Annotated in this window: 16 protein-coding genes and 1 pseudogene; 10 read left to right on the forward strand and 7 right to left on the reverse strand. The window is 62.1% G+C overall.

The genetic code is table 11. The annotated features are described in order from the left end of the window. A partial coding sequence (locus BLR85_RS25140; protein ID WP_139188357.1) for a helix-turn-helix domain-containing protein occupies positions 1–264 on the reverse strand: 264 nt, incomplete at its 3' end. Between the two features lie 358 nt (positions 265–622). On the opposite strand from BLR85_RS25140, the gene BLR85_RS25145 reads away from it, so the two are divergent. The 5 genes from BLR85_RS25145 (at position 623) to BLR85_RS25165 (ending at position 4,034) form a co-directional block, all read left to right on the forward strand. Then, complete coding sequence (locus BLR85_RS25145) at positions 623–1,024, forward strand: hypothetical protein (protein WP_093163940.1); 402 nt, start codon at positions 623–625, stop codon at positions 1,022–1,024. A gap of 90 nt (positions 1,025–1,114) precedes the next feature. Then, a complete protein-coding gene (locus tag BLR85_RS25150) occupies positions 1,115–1,591 on the forward strand; it encodes a hypothetical protein (RefSeq protein WP_093163942.1) in 477 nt (158 codons plus the stop codon). 217 nt (positions 1,592–1,808) lie between these two features. Further along, positions 1,809–2,090: a hypothetical protein gene (locus tag BLR85_RS25155; RefSeq protein ID WP_093163944.1), complete on the forward strand. Its 282-nt coding sequence runs from the start codon at positions 1,809–1,811 to the stop codon at positions 2,088–2,090. Further along, positions 2,087–2,551: a hypothetical protein gene (locus tag BLR85_RS25160; RefSeq protein ID WP_093163946.1), complete on the forward strand. Its 465-nt coding sequence runs from the start codon at positions 2,087–2,089 to the stop codon at positions 2,549–2,551. Before BLR85_RS25155 ends, BLR85_RS25160 begins: the two co-directional genes overlap by 4 nt. Before the next feature lie 346 nt (positions 2,552–2,897). Further along, positions 2,898–4,034, forward strand: a complete 1,137-nt coding sequence (locus BLR85_RS25165; RefSeq protein ID WP_093163948.1) for a tyrosine-type recombinase/integrase — start codon at positions 2,898–2,900, stop codon at positions 4,032–4,034. A gap of 553 nt (positions 4,035–4,587) precedes the next feature. Here BLR85_RS25165 and BLR85_RS25175 read toward each other — a convergent pair. From BLR85_RS25175 to BLR85_RS25190, 4 genes are read right to left on the reverse strand one after another with little or no spacing between them, the layout of a single operon-like run. Next, positions 4,588–5,577 carry a sugar-binding transcriptional regulator gene (locus BLR85_RS25175; protein WP_093163952.1) on the reverse strand — a complete coding sequence of 330 codons (990 nt, stop codon included), beginning with the start codon at positions 5,575–5,577 and terminating at the stop codon, positions 4,588–4,590. A gap of 46 nt (positions 5,578–5,623) precedes the next feature. Continuing rightward, on the reverse strand, positions 5,624–7,096 hold the full coding sequence (locus BLR85_RS25180; protein WP_093163954.1) for an FGGY family carbohydrate kinase: 1,473 nt from the start codon (positions 7,094–7,096) through the stop codon (positions 5,624–5,626). A gap of 9 nt (positions 7,097–7,105) precedes the next feature. Then, positions 7,106–8,065 (reverse strand): transketolase family protein, encoded by a 960-nt coding sequence (locus BLR85_RS25185; RefSeq protein WP_093163956.1) that lies wholly within the window; start codon positions 8,063–8,065, stop codon positions 7,106–7,108. Continuing rightward, positions 8,062–8,892: a transketolase gene (locus BLR85_RS25190; protein WP_093163958.1), complete on the reverse strand. Its 831-nt coding sequence runs from the start codon at positions 8,890–8,892 to the stop codon at positions 8,062–8,064. Before BLR85_RS25190 ends, BLR85_RS25185 begins: the two co-directional genes overlap by 4 nt. Before the next feature lie 222 nt (positions 8,893–9,114). Between BLR85_RS25190 and BLR85_RS25195 the strand changes: the two genes are divergently transcribed. The 5 genes from BLR85_RS25195 (at position 9,115) to BLR85_RS25215 (ending at position 15,309) form a co-directional block, all read left to right on the forward strand. After that, complete coding sequence (locus BLR85_RS25195; protein ID WP_093163960.1) at positions 9,115–10,095, forward strand: ABC transporter permease; 981 nt, start codon at positions 9,115–9,117, stop codon at positions 10,093–10,095. A 103-nt stretch (positions 10,096–10,198) separates the two neighbouring features. Next, on the forward strand, positions 10,199–11,140 hold the full coding sequence (locus BLR85_RS25200) for a substrate-binding domain-containing protein (RefSeq protein ID WP_170844758.1): 942 nt from the start codon (positions 10,199–10,201) through the stop codon (positions 11,138–11,140). Positions 11,141–11,178: 38 nt separating this feature from the next. Continuing rightward, on the forward strand, positions 11,179–13,617 hold the full coding sequence (locus BLR85_RS29670; RefSeq protein ID WP_212635164.1) for a substrate-binding domain-containing protein: 2,439 nt from the start codon (positions 11,179–11,181) through the stop codon (positions 13,615–13,617). Between the two features lie 43 nt (positions 13,618–13,660). Beyond that, positions 13,661–14,449 (forward strand): SDR family NAD(P)-dependent oxidoreductase, encoded by a 789-nt coding sequence (locus BLR85_RS25210; RefSeq protein WP_093163962.1) that lies wholly within the window; start codon positions 13,661–13,663, stop codon positions 14,447–14,449. Between the two features lie 71 nt (positions 14,450–14,520). Further along, positions 14,521–15,309 (forward strand): SDR family oxidoreductase, encoded by a 789-nt coding sequence (locus BLR85_RS25215; RefSeq protein ID WP_093163964.1) that lies wholly within the window; start codon positions 14,521–14,523, stop codon positions 15,307–15,309. A gap of 395 nt (positions 15,310–15,704) precedes the next feature. On the opposite strand, the pseudogene BLR85_RS30630 reads toward BLR85_RS25215, so the two are convergent. Both BLR85_RS30630 and BLR85_RS25225 read right to left on the reverse strand, forming a co-directional pair. Then, a pseudogene (locus BLR85_RS30630) lies at positions 15,705–15,920 on the reverse strand (transporter); the annotation flags it as partial. A gap of 24 nt (positions 15,921–15,944) precedes the next feature. Beyond that, positions 15,945–16,266: transposase (locus BLR85_RS25225; RefSeq protein WP_170844759.1), on the reverse strand; the 322-nt coding region annotated here is incomplete at its 5' end.

The following is a 16,266-nucleotide window of genomic DNA, read 5'->3' on the forward strand; positions in this document are numbered from 1 at the left end:
CGCTGCCAATTCGCCGAGTGTGATCTCTCCCTTGTCGGCGATGCGCGCCTCAATCCAGCCGGTCACGCCGGCCAGTTTGCGGTGACCACCTCCGTTACCTTGCGGTCGTGGTGTCAGTGATCCGGTTTCCCGCCGCAGCTTGATCAGATCGTTCACAAATCTCGGCGAAACCCGGAAGTGCCGCGCCGCCTCGCGGTGCCCGTGACCTTCATCGACAAAAGCGACGACGCGCTCGCGTAGCTCTATTGGATGTGGTTTGCCCATCTGAGACCCCTATATCTGCCTCAACAGAAGGGAATCACATCACAACCAATCTGGGAAGCCTGAATCAGATAGGCCGCGAAACGCTCTAGAACGGACTCTCTGGCGGCCTCCACGGCCTCCTGTGGCGTGTTGGGGCTGGTCGGCCCGGGTGGTTGAGGGACGTCGGTTTTTTTTGGGGGGGGCGGACACGGTCGATGAGCCATGTAGCCAACCGCGACCTGACAGACGCCGAAGCCGAAGCGATGCGGGAGTCTTTGTCCCGCTAGGAGCCCAAATCACAGCAACTATGGGGAAGGCCACTACCGCCAGCCACCAAAAAAAATAAGGACTGCCTTTAAAATCCGAAAGGACAATCACTATGACCACATTCATCGAAATCGTGGCCCGCGCAAGGATGGACGCCATCGCAAAAGCATTGGGCGTCGATCCCCTGCCTGACTGGGAAGGCTACTCAGAACTCGACAGGTCAGTCTCGCTGGAGATCGCGTCCTGCATCGTCAACGGGAACCGGATCATGACGCCGTCCATGGCACATGACATCTTCCGCGCTATGTGCCCGGCTGACCACGAACAGAATGTTCCGATCGAAGACCAGCCGCTCGATCTCCAGTACTTGGAATTCGTTGGGCTGCACGCAGCCATAGTCGCCGCCATCGTCAACGCCGATGGGCCGGAGCAGGGTTCGATGTTTGTCATCATGCGGATGGCGCTCTGCACCACCGTACCGGAAGAATGGGTTCCCGTTCCTACGCCCGCCTGACCCGCCTTTTCATCATCCACCGAACGATCTGCCAGAGCGCCGCCCATTGGGCGGCGTTCGGCGTTTCTGCCCCCCCCCTGAAAGGACCCCATGGCGATCCTCTACTTCGCCGCCGTTGGCATTGCTGCCATCGCCGCCCTCATGATCGGTGCCCAGCGCATTCACCATCCCCGCCAAACCGCCGACGAAGACCCCTACCTGCGCTACCGCCGGGATCTCGCCGACCGCGTCGACCTCGACCGCGACACCCGACTATCCAGAAAGGAAACCGGCATGCAAAAACTCTTGCTCACGCTCACCCTTGCCTTGATCGCCAGCCCCACTTTTGCCCGCGGCTGGGAACCGGGTCAGTTCAGCGGCCCCGCGTGGGTCGGCGTGATCTTCATCGCCGTTGTGATTTACTCGGTCTGGAACTCTAGCAAGGAGGAGAAAAGGAACCTCCACAACCACTTTGTGGATGAGTGCTGGAAACTCTCCACAAAGAAAAAGTTCACCGATGCTGACCGGCGTCGGCTTCAGGAGATCTCCGACAAGTACGGGATTTCGACCATGACCCCCAAGAAATAGGCGAGATGCACGGGGAAAGCCGCCCGTGCGCGCACCGGCGCCTCGACGACCGCCTACCGTGCGGCCACCGCGCCCTTACATAGAGCGTCAGACACAGCGGCTCGATCTGGGTCCACTGACGCCGCCGCTTTCTTACGCAAGATGAACCAAACGCAAGGCCGCCTCCGGGCGGCCTTCGGCATTTCTGGAGACCTCCAAACGAAAGGAACCACCGACCATGTCCGACCGCGACTTCGATACCCGGCCGACCGGCTTTCCGGCAGCCATACTCTTCCACCAGATCCGGTCTCGTGAGACCCAGTGCGATTTCACCGTCACCTACCACGGATCGATCACGCTGCTGACCGCCAACACGCCCGAGGCGGAGGAATGGGCAGACGCTCATCTCCCAGCCGACAGGACGCGCTGGGGCGGCGGCTCCGTCGTGGAGCCGCGCTACCTCGAAATCATCACCCTCGCGATCCAACACGCGGGCCTCACTCTGGAGATCTTCCAATGACCGATAACAAGACCCCCGGCTGGGGACCGAAACGCCCATGGACTTGCCTCGGCCAGATCACGCCTTCTGACGTCAAGCCCGGCGACCTGATCCAGTCAAACCAGATCGTGCGGGCCGAGCGCCTTGCCGCCAGCCGCGCCGCGGGTCGCCCCGACTACATTCCCGTCTTCGAATGGACAGTTGGCAATGGCAGCGCCTTTATGGAAAAACTACCCGACCCAAGCGACGGCACGCACATGGTCGCCTCTTGGTATCGCGTCTGGCAGGGACCACGCCCGGACGGTTTCGAGATGCCAGAGGGTCGTTCCGAAGAGGAAGATCGGCGGTTGCTGCTCGACCTGCAGAACCGGAAGGGGAAGAAGGAACGGCGTAAGGAAAGGCAGAAGGAACTTAAAGACGTGGATGTCGAGACGTTGGTCGGGTTGGTCATGGGGTTTGCGGACGTTGAGCGCGTCCCTTGAGGGACGTGCATCCTCAATCCAAGGCTGAGCATCCGTGAAGATGGCAAGGGTTCTTGTGATGCTTGATTGGGCCACCCTGACGAATGTGATCTTCACCCACGGAAAACCATGACCTTCAGCGGCAGCCAGCTGTGCTATCTGCTGGCGAATTGGCCCCCTAATCGGCCCCCTCCAATAAGATCGTACCTAGCAAGGTGCTGATCTAAAGTTGTTTTTCTTGATATAATGGTGCGGTCGAGAAGCACTTGCTTTCGTCCAAAGCGCTCAAGATGACCCTAGTTTTATTGAGCTAAGTTGCTATATCACTCCAGATGAAAACGGTAGATACCAAGGGCGAGTGGTAGACATGGCGGTAGACATACTGTCCGAGACGAAGTGCAAGAATTTGGAGGATGGCAAGCATTCGGACGGGCGGGGGCTGTACCTATTCGTGCGCGGTGCCAGCCGGACTTGGAGCCTACGCTACACGGATCCGAGCGGCAGGCGGCGGGAAATGTCGCTGGGCGTCTATCCAGATGTCAGTCTGAAGGCAGCGCGGGCGAAACGCGACGAGGCCCGGACTGGCCTGGCTGAGGGGTATGACCCTCAGGCCGTTCGGCAGGCGGTAGAGGACCGCACCGTCGCCACGATCACCGCCAAGTGCTTCGACGCGATCAAGGGCGACCTGAAGGGGAACGGCGAAGCGGGCCGATGGCTCTCACCGGTAAATACACACATCCTGCCGAAGCTGGGTGGGATGGATATCACCAAGCTGACAGCGACGCAGGTCCGAGATGCCCTGTCGCCCGTCTGGCGGTCGAAGACATCAGCATCGGAAAAGGCGCTCCAGCGACTGGGTATCGTCATGCGGCACGCCGCAGCGGCCTTCCCTGGCGAGATGGATCTGCAAGTGGTGCAGAACGCCCGCATTCTTTTGGGATCGCAGGGTCATAAAGTGACGAATATCCCGGCAATGCCGTGGGCGGATCTCCCGGCTTTCTACGCCAAGCTTGGTGAAACTCCGACCGAACTTGCGATGCGCCTGCTAATCCTGACCGCGAGCCGTTCTCGTCCGGTTCGAATGGCGCGGGTCGAGCAGTTTGAGGACGGGGTCTGGAACATTCCGGCTGAGAACATGAAGAACAGCCAATCCTTTCGAGTGCCCATGTCGGAGGAAGCGCGGCGGGTGGTAGAAGCAGCGGTCCCACTGGCTAGAGACGGGTTCCTGTTTTGCGCCTACCGGGGCAAACCGATCTCCGACGCGGCGATGGCTAAGTTCCTCGACCGCGCCGGGTTGGAGTACCGTCCGCACGGCTTTCGCAGCAGTTTCAGGGACTGGGCGGAGGAACACGGCGAAGACTGGACGCTGGCGGAAGTATCGCTCGCCCACAGTGTCGGAACCAAGACGCAACGATCCTATCAGAGGTCAGACCTTCTGGAGCAGCGCCGGCTGTTGATGGACCGCTGGGCGGAGTGGGTCACACATACGTCCAGGAACGGCTGAAGGGGCTGACAGCCTCGACGACCGCCCGGCGAACCTCTACGTGCTTCGCCACGGCACGACCGTCCGGCGGAACGGGAGGAATTTCCCCAACCTGGGAAAGTGAGCCGCGTTGCGCCATGTCCCCATTGGGTTGGTTTTTCTTCGGCTTTGCCGACTGTGCGGACCTCCGCTGCGAGCGAGAGATTTCGGTCCTCGCCGGTGCAGCATTCCGCAACAAGGGCGGTGAACGGAAGTTCGCCGCGATTGGGGCAGATGGCCGGGATGCGGACCTTCCGGACATCGGTCGAGGGGCAGGAAGCGACGGCGAAATGGCCCAGACCCGCCGGTCGCGCAAGGAGCCGGTGTCGCAGAGCGAAATCACCGAACCGGCCATTCCACGCACGAGAGGAAATCGTTACTCAATGGAGGTTCGTAACCCGGGGCTGTGCCGTTATTCGCTATGAAAGCAATGTGCAAGGAACCTCAGGTTTGGGCGCTTCAAGCAGGACACACAATGCAAAACTGCTGCGAAGGGCGACGTTCATGGCACCTGTCACTGGTGCAGACCGCCCTGTCAGGAGCCGTTGAAAAATGACGTGGTGTCCACGCCAACCCGATCGAGGAGGTGGCGGGCCGTGAACTTGTCGGTCACGAGAACGTCAATCACGTCGGTGTTCAACGCGCCGTGAATTGCCGCGACCTTAGCGGGGCCGCCGGCCAGTGCGAGTACCCGGTCGACCTTGGCCAGTTCTTCGAGCCGCATGCCGATCACCCGGTCGTCGAGCGGCGTGATGACGGGCCTGCCGTCGATGTCGAAGAACCGCAGGCTCATGTCCCCGACGGCGCCGGCTTCGGCCTCGTCCGACAGTTCCTGAGACGAAAACACGTTCCCTGAGCGTGCGAGCATCCGCGACGGCTCCACCGCGCCGATGCCGATGATCGCAAGGGTGATCCGGCTGAACTGGTCCATCGTCTCGCGCACGTAGGGGTCGGATACCATTGCGAGCTTCGCCTCGCGCGACTGCGCGACACCCGGCACCGACAACGGCCGCGCCTCTGCTCCGGTGAGTTTTGCCAGACGGGTGATGAGTTGCGTCGCTTGGGTCTGCACGCTGGGGTCACCCATGCCGCCGAGAGTCTGGACGACGTATTTTGCCTTGTTGCCCTTAATCGGGTGGACGTTGTCGACCATCTTGAGAATCGTCTCCGACCAACTCGACACTCCGATGACCTCGCCCGATTGCAGAGTCGCTTCAAGAAAATGCGCCGCGGCTTCTCCAATGCGCGCCATGATCGCGCCGTCGCGCTCCTCGCTGCATTCGACCACGATGGCTTCGGGCAGGTTGAACTTTTGCCGCAGATGGTCTTCGAGTTCGGCGTAGGTGCCTTGAGGCGCGACCACGGTGGTACGGACGATCTCTTCATCCATTGCCTTCTTGAGCATCCGCGAGACAGTTGCCTGCGAGATCCGCATGTGGTTGGCGATTTCGGCCTGGCGCTGCTTCTCGATGTGATACATCTGGGCAACCCGGGCTATCAGCCTGAGTTCGTTGGTCCGCGACAAGGGGCGCTCCGTCCTGCTGGGCAAGTCCGACTGAATAAATATTCTCTCATGGGCGCATTGTCGAGCGCTTGATGGCCGTGGTCCATAGGCCGACCGCGGCAGCGCGCGCGGCGGGATCCATCCTCGGCTCAAGCGCTGTGTCGTGCGGTTCGAGCCCGGCCACGGTCTCGAGGTCTTGCCAGAACCCGACCGCGAGACCGGCAAGGTAGGCCGCACCACGGGCCGAAGCATCGGCGCTTTCGCTGGTGATGACGGAATGGTCGATGATGTCGGCGACCATCTGCATCAGACCCATGTTGCGGCTCGGGCCGCCGTCGACGAACAACCGGCCTATGTCCTGCCCTGCATTGGCTCGGACAATCTCGAACACGTCGTTGACCTGAAACGCGATACTCTCGACGGCGGCGCGGGCAATGTGGGCTGGGCCAGCGCTGAAGTTGAGCCCGGAGATGAGACCGCGCGCTTCGCTGTCCCAATGCGGGGAGCCGAGGCCGACATGGGCGGGCACCAACGACACACCTAGGGTGGTGTCGACGGTCTCCGAAAGCGCCATCAACTCGTCGACCGATCCGACGCCGAGCAACTCAGCCGTCCACGGTAGGATCGAGGCCGAGACCAGAATGTTGCCCTCGAAGGCATAGGTGATCGTCCCGTCGTATTGCCAAGCAATGGTCGTGGTGATGCCTTTGGGGGGAACGACGAAGCTGGGCACCGTTGTCATCACCGAGGAGCCAGTGCCAAAGGTGACCTTGCCGTCGCCCGGAAGGTGGGCGCCGTGCCCGAACAGGGCGGCGTGGCTGTCGCCGATGGCGGAGGCGACCGGGATGCCGTCGGGAAGGCCTTCGACACTCGCGGTAGTGCCGAACACATGCGAGCTGTCATACACCTCTGGCAACATCTCCCGCGCAACACCGAACAGCGCGCAGAGTTCAGCATCCCACTGGCCGTCACCGATGTTGAAAAGTTGGGTGCGGGCCGCGTTTGAGGCGTCGCCAGCATGCGCCGCGCCGCCGGTGAACTTCCAGATCAGCCAACTGTCGACGGTGCCGACACAAATTTCCGCCGGATCTCGGTCCTTCGCGTGGTTTTCGAGAAGCCAGCCGACCTTGGTGGCGGGAAAAAGCGGGTCGAGCGGCAGGCCGGTGCGCGCGATCACATCCGGTTCCTTCCCTTCGGCTTTCAGCCGCTCGCAGGCCGCAGCGGAGCGACGGCATTGCCAGGTGACGACAGGGCCGAGCGGGGCGCCTGTGGCGCGGTCCCAGATTAGGATCGACTCGCGCTGGTTCGAGATACCAATGGCGGCGATCTCCACCTCGGGTCCCTCTTCGAGACAGGCGGAAATCGCTGCGACGGTGGCGTCCCAGATTTCGTCGGCCCTCTGATCCACCCAGCCGGATTTCGGGTGGCGGATTGGCACCGGACTCGACCCGGTGGCCAGGATCGAGCCGTCTTCGGAGAACAGCGCGGCCTTGGAGTTGGTAGTGCCTTCGTCGATGGCAAGGATGACGCGCTGTGTCATGGTCGGACCTCAGGATTTTCGTGTGATGAGAGCCTCGGCGCTTGCGGCAATGCCTTCGGGGGACATGCCGTAGTGGTCGAGCAGGAAATTGGCGGACCCGGTGGGGGCGAACTCGCCCGGCACACCGAGGACGGTCATCGGCACCGGCGCGTTCTGCACCACGACTTCGGCCACGGCTGAGCCGAGCCCGCCGAAGATGGTGTGTTCCTCGCAAGTCACGATCGCACCTGTTTCGTTGGCAGCCGAGATGATTGCGTCGGCGTCGGTCGGGCGGACGGTGGCCATGTTGAGCACGCGGGCGGAGATGCCCTTCGTGTCCAGGAGGGCGGCGGCTGCCAATGCGCGGTGGGAGAGCACGCCGTTGGCGATGAGCGTGACGTCGCTGCCATCGCGCAAGCTGTTGGCCTTGCCTGGCACGAAGACGTGCCCCTCGGGCAGCAAGTCCGGCACGCCGACACGGCTCAGGCGCAGGAACACGCCGCCCTCGTATTCGGCGGCCCAAGCCACGGCGGCGGCGGTTTCGATCCGGTCCGCAGGGGCGACAACGACGATGTTCGGCAGGGCCCGGATCCAGGCGAAATCCTCGATCGAGTGGTGAGTCGCCCCGAGATTGCCGTAGGCCAGGCCGGACGAGATTCCGACCAACTTCACATTGGTCTCGGAATAGGCGACGTCCGCCTTGATTTGCTCGAGCGCGCGCCCGGTGAGGAAGGGGGCCGCACCGGTGACGAAGGGGATCATGCCGCCGTTGGCGAGGCCGGCGCCTACGCCGACCATGTTCTGCTCGGCGATGCCGACGTTGACCAGTCGGTCCGGGAACTTGTCGCGGAATCCGCCGAGCTTTGACGAGCCGACCGAGTCGTTCACCACGGCGACGATCGTCTCGTCCTCGGCCGCGAGGGCCTCGAGCGTCTCGACGAAAGCGTCGCGGCAATCGTGGAGTTTCGGGGTGTCAGTCGGGGCATTCATTGCGCGGCCTCCTCGAGTTCGGCCATAGCCTGGGCGTATTGTTCGGCATTCGGCACCTTGTGGTGCCAGGCGACGTTGTCGGACATGAAGGAGATCCCGTGGCCCTTGTTGGTATGGGCGACGATCCCGCGCGGTTTGCCGGGCGTCCGGCCTTCGTGCGACAGGGCGGCGAGGATCTCGTCCATGTTGTGGCCGTCGATTTCAACCGCTTCCCAGCCGAAGGCTTCGAGCCTGGGCGCTATGGGGGCAAGATTGTTGGTGTCGGCGAGGCGGGCACCCTGTTGCAGGCGGTTGTGGTCGATGATGAGGGTCAGGTTGTCGAGCCCGAACTGGGCGGCGGCCATGATCGCCTCCCAGTTCGACCCTTCCTGCATCTCACCGTCGCCGGTGACGACGTAGGTCTTCCAGTCGGCGCCGGAAATCTTCGCGGCCTTGGCCATGCCCACCGCCACCGGCAGACCGTGGCCGAGCGGACCGGTGTTGGTCTCGACTCCGGGCACCTTTGTGCGGTTCGGGTGGCCGTTGAGGCGCGACATCGGTTGCAGGAAGGTCGTGATTTCTTCTTTCGGAATGAAGCCGCGCTCGGCCAGGGTGACATAGAGGACGCAGGCGGTGTGGCCCTTCGATAGCACCAGTCGATCGCGGTTCGGGTCGAGCGGGTTCTGGGGGGCGACGCGCAAGACGTTGAAATAGAGCGCCGTCAGAATGTCGGTCACCGACATTTCCCCGCCTATGTGACCTGCACCAGCTTCGAAGACGGCTTGAAGGTCTCGACGGCGGATCTGGTTCGCCTTGGCGCGGAGTTCGTCGGGCGTGAACGGTTTCATGACTCACCTGTGCATAAATATTCGATTAATAGTAAACATCCATCATGTAGGTATGTCAAGGGTCGCGTTTCTGCCGGAACTCCGCCAACTCAATTCTGCGATGCGGCATACTCTAAAGATTTGTTTTGGTTAGCGCGGAATTCGTCGCGCTTGACATCGGCGACCGACCTCAGTAAGCATAATGTAGCATAAATGAATAAATATGCGCCGGAGGAGGATCCAATGAGTTCTACGTCGACCCAGCCGCCAGAAAAGAGGCGCCTTTCCGATTTCATTTCTCTTGGCGGGGCGACAGGGCCGTTGATCGGCCTGATTCTGCTCGGAATCTTCCTGTCGATCGCAACGGATTCGTTTTTCTCGCTGCGGAATTTCCTCAACATCCTCGACCAGGTTACGGTGATCGGGATCATCGCCGTCGGGATGACGTTCGTGATCCTGATCGCGGGGATCGACCTGTCGGTCGGATCGGTGCTGGCACTGGCGATGATGGTGCTCGGATACCTCAACGTTGAAGCCGGCCTTCCGATGGGCTTGGCAATTCCCGGCGCGCTGGTTGTCGCCGCGATTGCGGGGATGATCTCGGGGCTGGTGATAACCGAGTTCAAGGTCCCCCCATTCATCGCAACCCTCGCCATGATGTCGATCGCGCGCGGACTGGCGAGCATGATCACCAACGGCTCCCAGATCATCGGCTTCCCGCCCTGGTTCAACATGGGTGCAATCATCCGCTACGGCGGTTTTCTGACGATGTCGGTCGCGGTCATGCTGTTGGTCTTTGCGCTTGCCCTGCTGTTCCAGCGCTACCGGGAAGGCGGCAGATCTCTCTATGCGATCGGCGGCAATTCCGAAGTCGCGCGCCTTGCCGGCATCAATGTCAAGCGCGCAACGGTGTTGGTCTACACCGCCTGCGCAACACTCTCGGGCTTGGCCGGTGTTCTTCTTGCTGCGCGGCTGGATGCGGTTCAGCCGACGATCGGCATCGCCTACGAGCTTGACGCGATTGCGGCGGTCGTCATCGGCGGCACCAGCCTGTCCGGCGGCACTGGTGGCATCGGCGGCACCATCATTGGCGTGTTGATCATCGGCGTGCTTCGCAACGGGCTCAACCTGCTCAGCGTCTCGCCCTTCTTGCAGGCCGTCATCATCGGGGTGGTCATCGTCCTGGCCGTCGCCGCGGAGACCATCAAGCAAAGAAAGAACTGATCGGGACTGGGGCTCCGGCCCCACCCCAACTCAAGGGTCCGATTTTCGGACCGAACCCGGTCCTTAACATGCAACGGACCACCCAACTGAGGAGGAGACTCTCATGAAATCGAAGTTCAAATCAGCGCTGCTCGCGACCGCCATCATGGCCGTGGCGGGTGGGGCGTCGGCGCAAGGCATCGGGATCGAGAAAATCGGCCTTGCCGTACCCAACCTGCAGGCGGACTTTTTCAACCAGATCAAACTCGGCGTCGAGAACTACGCCGCCAGCCTCGGGATCGAAGTGATCACGGTCGACGCGAAGGGCGACACCAACACCCAGGTCAGCCAAGTTCAGGACCTCATCACTCAGGGCATCGACGCCTTCATCTATATCCCGGCCGGTGCCGCCGCTGCAGCGGTCCCTACGCGTCTTGCGCGTGCGGAGGGCATCCCAGTAATTAACGTCGACCGTGAGCCGGAAGGCGAGCCCGGTGACACCGTCATCTACGGTGAAAACGTGATGTCGTCCTATGAAGTCTGCTCGTCTATCATTGAGCGCGCCGGCGGCGAGGGCAAGATGGTCATCATTCACGGCCAGAAGGGAACGACGCCCGAAGTCCAGCGGTTCGAAGGCTGCAAGATGGCGATCGACGAGAACCCGGGCGTCGAGCTGGTTGCTCAGCAGTGGACGAATATGTGGTCGCCGGACGAAGGCTTCTCGATCGGCCAGAACATGCTGCAAGCGAACCCCGACATCAAAATGATCTTCGGTCAGGCCGATGGCATCGCGATGGGAGCGGCCAAGGCCGTCGAGGCCGCCGGCCTTTCGGACCAGATCATCGTGGGTGGCTATGACGGCGATGTCGCCGCTCTGGAATCGCTCGCGAAGTGCGACACGCCGTTCGTGGTGACCGCGACCCAGAGCACCCAGGCGATGGGCGTGCTGGCCGTTAACTCGGCCATTGCCGTGGCCAAGGGCGCTTCCGTTCCGGCCCGCCAGATCCCGAACGCGGTTCTGACCGACTGCGACAACGCGGCTCAGTTCGTCGAAAAGCACCCGTAAGACTGCGACAGCCGGCATCGTTTTCGAAAGGCAAGGCCATGACGACCCAAGGCAAAACCCCGATCCTCTCGCTCAGGAACATTCGCAAGTCCTACGGACCTGTGGAGGTGCTGCACGGTATAGATCTGGACATTCATGCCGGAGAGGTCGTGGCGGTGCTCGGCGAGAACGGTGCCGGCAAATCGACGGTATCGAACGTCATCTCCGGAACGATCCTCCCTACCGCCGGAGAAATGACCTGGCAGGGCGCGGCTTTCGCGCCCGCCACCCCCCGGGAGGCGATCGACGCGGGCATCGGCATGATCCACCAGGAACTGCTGTTGCTGCCGCACCTCTCGATCGCGGAGAATATCTTCGTCGGACGTTGGCCGAAGAAGGCCGGTCGTGTCGACCGCAAGGCAATGATCGCGAAGGCGCAGGAGCAACTCGCGCGGCTCGGGCTCGATCTGCCGGCGACACGGAAGGTGGAAGGGCTGGCGACCGCCGCGCAACAGCTTGTTGAGATCACCAAGGCGCTCACCCTCAATGCGCGGTTGCTCATCCTTGACGAGCCGACGGCGGCCTTGGGTGGCGCCGAGACCAAGCTGCTGTTCGAGCAGGTCGAAAAGCTCAAGGCCGACGGCGTCGGCATCATCTATATTTCACACCGGCTCGAGGAGATCCGACAGGTCGCCGACCGCATCGTCGTCATGCGGGACGGTGACAAGGTGAAGGAGTTCGACCGCGGTGACGTGCCGGTGCGCACGATCGTCGAGGCCATGGTCGGTCGCAAGATGGGCCGGATGTTCCCGGCCGTTCCGACCCCCGGCGAGGAGACCGTACTCGAAGTGAAAGGCCTCACGTCGGCGCGTGGCGATTTCGAGGATGTGAACTTTTCCGTGCAGAAGGGCGAGATCCTTGGTGTCGCAGGACTGGTGGGCGCGGGGCGCACCGAGCTTGTTCGCGCAATCACCGGGGCCGATCCGATCTCGTCCGGGCACGTTTTGCTGAGTGGTCGGGAGATCACGCCGAAACGGCCGCGCGACGCGATCAGGAACGGGATCGTTCTCGTGCCCGAAGACCGGAAATTGCAGGGTCTGATCCTTCAGCATTCCATCGCCGAGAACATCGCCTATGCGAACATGGATGCGATCGCGCGTGCGGGCTGGGTCGGCAAACGGCGCCTGCGCGCATTCGCCGACCACCAGATCGAGCAGTTTGGCGTGAAAGGTGTCGGTCGTCAGAACGCCAACGAGATGTCGGGCGGCAACCAGCAGAAGGTCGTCATCGCGAAGTGGCTGGCACAGGAAAACCCGCAGGTCGTGGTCCTGGATGAGCCCACCCGCGGCATCGACGTCGGTGCGCGCTCGTCGATCTACGACATTATCGTCGAGCTCGCGAACCAGGGCGTCGCGGTGATTGTTGTCAGTTCCGACCTGGAGGAGGTGCTCGGCGTCTCGAACCGCATCCTGGTCATGTCGGCGGGTCGCCAGACCGGCATCCTCGACCGTGCCGATGCCAATGACGTGTCGGTAATGGAACTGGCAACGCTCGGCCGCGCTCGGGCCTACGATCAGGGCGACAAGATCAAACCGATCGACGAGACCCTCGAACTGGTCTTCGTCCCGAAAGTGGTGCACCCTTGGTATGACGTGGTTGCCGCCGGTGCGCGAAAAGCGGTGGACGAGTTGAAGGCATCCGGGATCGACGTGAAAGTGACCTGGGATTCTCCGCCCCGGGCCGACGTAGCCGAGCACAATGCGCGGATCGAGGCACAGATCGCACGAAGGCCCGACGGGCTCGCCGTATCCTGCCTCGACCCCGCCACCGAAACCCCGCTGCTTCGCAAGGCGGTCGATGCCGGCATCAACCTCGTCACCTTCGACACCCGTTGCGACGACGCCTTTGCATTCGTCGGACACAAGGGTGACTTCGAGGACGGCGCGGTGCTTGGCAATTTCCTGGCCGAGAAGATCGGCGAGACCGGCAAGGTTGCGATCCTCGCAGGCAGCGAGACCGCAGCCAACCATGTCGCTCGGGTGGCCGGGTTCCGCGAGGCCATCACGTCCTACCCGGAAATCGAGATCGTCGCCGAGCTATACGACGACGACAACCCGGAGAGGGCCGTGCGCCTCGCGGAAGAGGCGCTCGACGCGCATCCGGATATCGTCGGTATCATCGGGGTCGACGCGTCCAACCCGATTGGCGCCGCTCGCGCCGTCGTCAATGCCGGGCGCACAGGGAAAGTGACCGTTGTCGGCTGGGACGATTTGCAGGAGACGCTCAAGTTCATCGAAGACGGTGTCATCGCCGGTGTCATTGCCCAGCACCAATGGGAAATCGGCTATTGGACGGTGAAATACCTCGTCGCGATGAACCAGAACCACAAGACGCCGCAAGAGCACGAAACCGGCTCGCAGATGCTCACGAAAGAGAGCCTGGCGGATTGGTGGCGCAGCGGTCAGGGCAGCCGCACGCAGGACACGCGCGAGGCATGACACACATCCCCGCATGCGGCGGAGTTTGAACCAGGAGATCACAATGAAGCGTTTCGAAGGGCAGACAGTCGTCGTCACCGGGGGCAACCAGGGGATCGGTTACGCGATGGCCGAGCGGTTTGCGGAAGAAGGCGCCAACGTCGTCATGGCCTCGATCGAGGCGAATGTGGCCGACGCGGCCCGGAAACTGGCGCAGGCGACCGGTGCGAAGGTCGAGCCGGTGGTTTGCGACGTCACCAAGATCGACCAAGTGAAGGCACTCTATGACACGGCGGAGGAGCTGTTCGGCCCGGTCGAAGTCTCGATTCAGAATGCCGGCGTCATCACGATCGCGAAGATCGAGGACATGACCGAGAAGGAATGGGACCTGGTGCTCGATGTAAACACCAAGGGCGTGTTCCTGTGCTGCCAGGAAGCGATCCGGCGGATGCGCGCCTCCGGCAAGGCCGGCCGGCTGATCAATACCGCGTCGGGCCAGGCCCGCGACGGGTTCATCTATACGCCTCACTACGCGGCATCCAAGATGGGCGTGGTTGGCATCACCCAGAGCCTCGCCAAGGAAGTGGCGCTCGACAACATCACCGTGAACGCGATCTGCCCCGGCATCATCGTGACTGAGATGTGGGACTACAATGACAAGGTCTGGGGCGAGATGCTGGGCGACTACAAGCCGGGCGAACTCATCAACGAATGGGTCGAACAGAAGATCCCAATGAAGCGCGCCGGCACCGGCAAGGATGTCGCCGGCCTCGTCGCCTTCCTCGCCAGCGAAGACGCCGATTACATCACCGGCCAGACGATCAACGTCGACGGCGGCCTCATCATGTCGTGAGGCCCACGCCGGCCCAAACGCACTGATTACGCGCCGACGTCGGACGGCGCCCCCGCTTCCAGGAGGAAAAAATGACCGAAATTACCCTCAACGCCCCGAAACTCTTCGATCTCTCCGGCCGCGTCGCCTTCGTGACCGGCGCCGGCAGCGGCATCGGCCAGCGCATCGCCCTCGGGCTCGCGCAATGTGGCGCGGATGTGGCCTGCCTCGACCGGCGCACTGACACGGGCCTTGCCGATACCGTCGGTATGATCGAAGGCGCCGGGCGCAAGGCCATTGCGATTTCGGCCGACGTGACCAACCGGGCCTCGATGGACGAAGCGGTGGCGCGCACCGAGAAAGAACTCGGCGCCCTCGGCATCGCGGTGAACTCGGCGGGCATCGCCAACGCCAACCCCGCCGAGGAGATGTCCGAGGAGCAATACCAGACCCTCATGGACATCAACATGAAGGGGGTATTCTTTTCCTGCCAGGCCGAGGCGAACGCGATGCTCAAGCATGGCAAGGGCGCGATCATCAACATCGCTTCGATGTCCGGCGTGATCGTCAACCGCGGCCTGAGCCAGGTGCATTACAACGCCTCGAAGGCCGGCGTGATCCACATGTCAAAATCGATGGCGATGGAATGGGTCGACCGGGGCGTCCGGGTCAACTCAATCTCGCCGGGTTATACCGCCACGCCGATGAACACCCGACCCGAGATGGTGCACCAGACGAGGGAATTCGAGGCCCAGACCCCGATGCAGCGCATGGCGACGGTGGATGAGATGGTCGGCCCTGCGGTCTTCCTTGCCTCCGACGCTTCCTCGTTCTGTACTGGGGTAGACCTCCTGGTCGACGGCGGCTTCTGCTGCTGGTGAGGTATTGATCAACCACAGGACTGTTAACGAAACGAGCCCAGGAACCGCGCGGTCAAAATGTCCGATCTCGACGTCGCAGCCCAATTGGTTCACCACCGCAGGGAAGGCCCGGAACCCGCCCGAATTGACCAACGCGGCGATCGTAATAATTGCCGGCTTTGGACCGCTTCGCCGACGTTTTCTGTGGCGTCCACGAACGGCGGCTTCGGGCCGGTCGCGACGTTGTGCCATGTCGCCAAGCAGTCCCAATCTCGCGGGTGCAGAAATCGGCAGGGAGGGCGGAGAGCGGCCATTCGCGGCAAAAACCATAGCCGGCGGCTCAGTAGACTTTGCAGACGATCGGTCCAAATGCGGCTCAAGGCGCGAGCAGAAAATGTCGAAAGTGTCCCGGCCGATCAGAACGGTATCGACAACGTAAAGAACGCCCCAACCCCCTCCGTCCTATTTTTCGTTTCAAACTCGTTGTAGGCGCGCAGGCTTGCGTAGATCGGCCGGCCGTCAAACTCACCGCTATAGGCAATCTGAGGGCCTATCCCGTAGGTCTCCGATCTGAACCCATCGAGCACGGCTGGCGCTCCCTTGTCATCGGATATCTGCCGATAGGCAAACCCTACGGCTCCTAAAGCGTTTCGAGATTAGTTTGAGGCATACCCTGCAGCCCTGAAGTAGTTCCAACACTCCGTCGGGTCATAGAGATTGCAGATTTCACCGATGGCATCGAAGACTGCCGTGAAGGAGCGCGCTCCGACCCGGCGGAGGTGAGCTTTGAGCTTGGAGAACGCCTGCTCGATCGGGTTCAGGTCGGGTGAGTATGGCGGCAAGTATAGGAACCAGCAGCCATGGGCCTTGAGAGCCGCTGCGGCGTCCTTGTTCCTGTGGGTGGCGAGATTGTCGAGGATGACCGCTGTGCCGGGTGCGATCTCTGGGATCAGGACCTTGCTGACATAAGCAGCGAAG

This window comes from Aliiruegeria lutimaris (genome assembly GCF_900099935.1).
Lineage (GTDB): Bacteria > Pseudomonadota > Alphaproteobacteria > Rhodobacterales > Rhodobacteraceae > Tropicimonas > Tropicimonas lutimaris.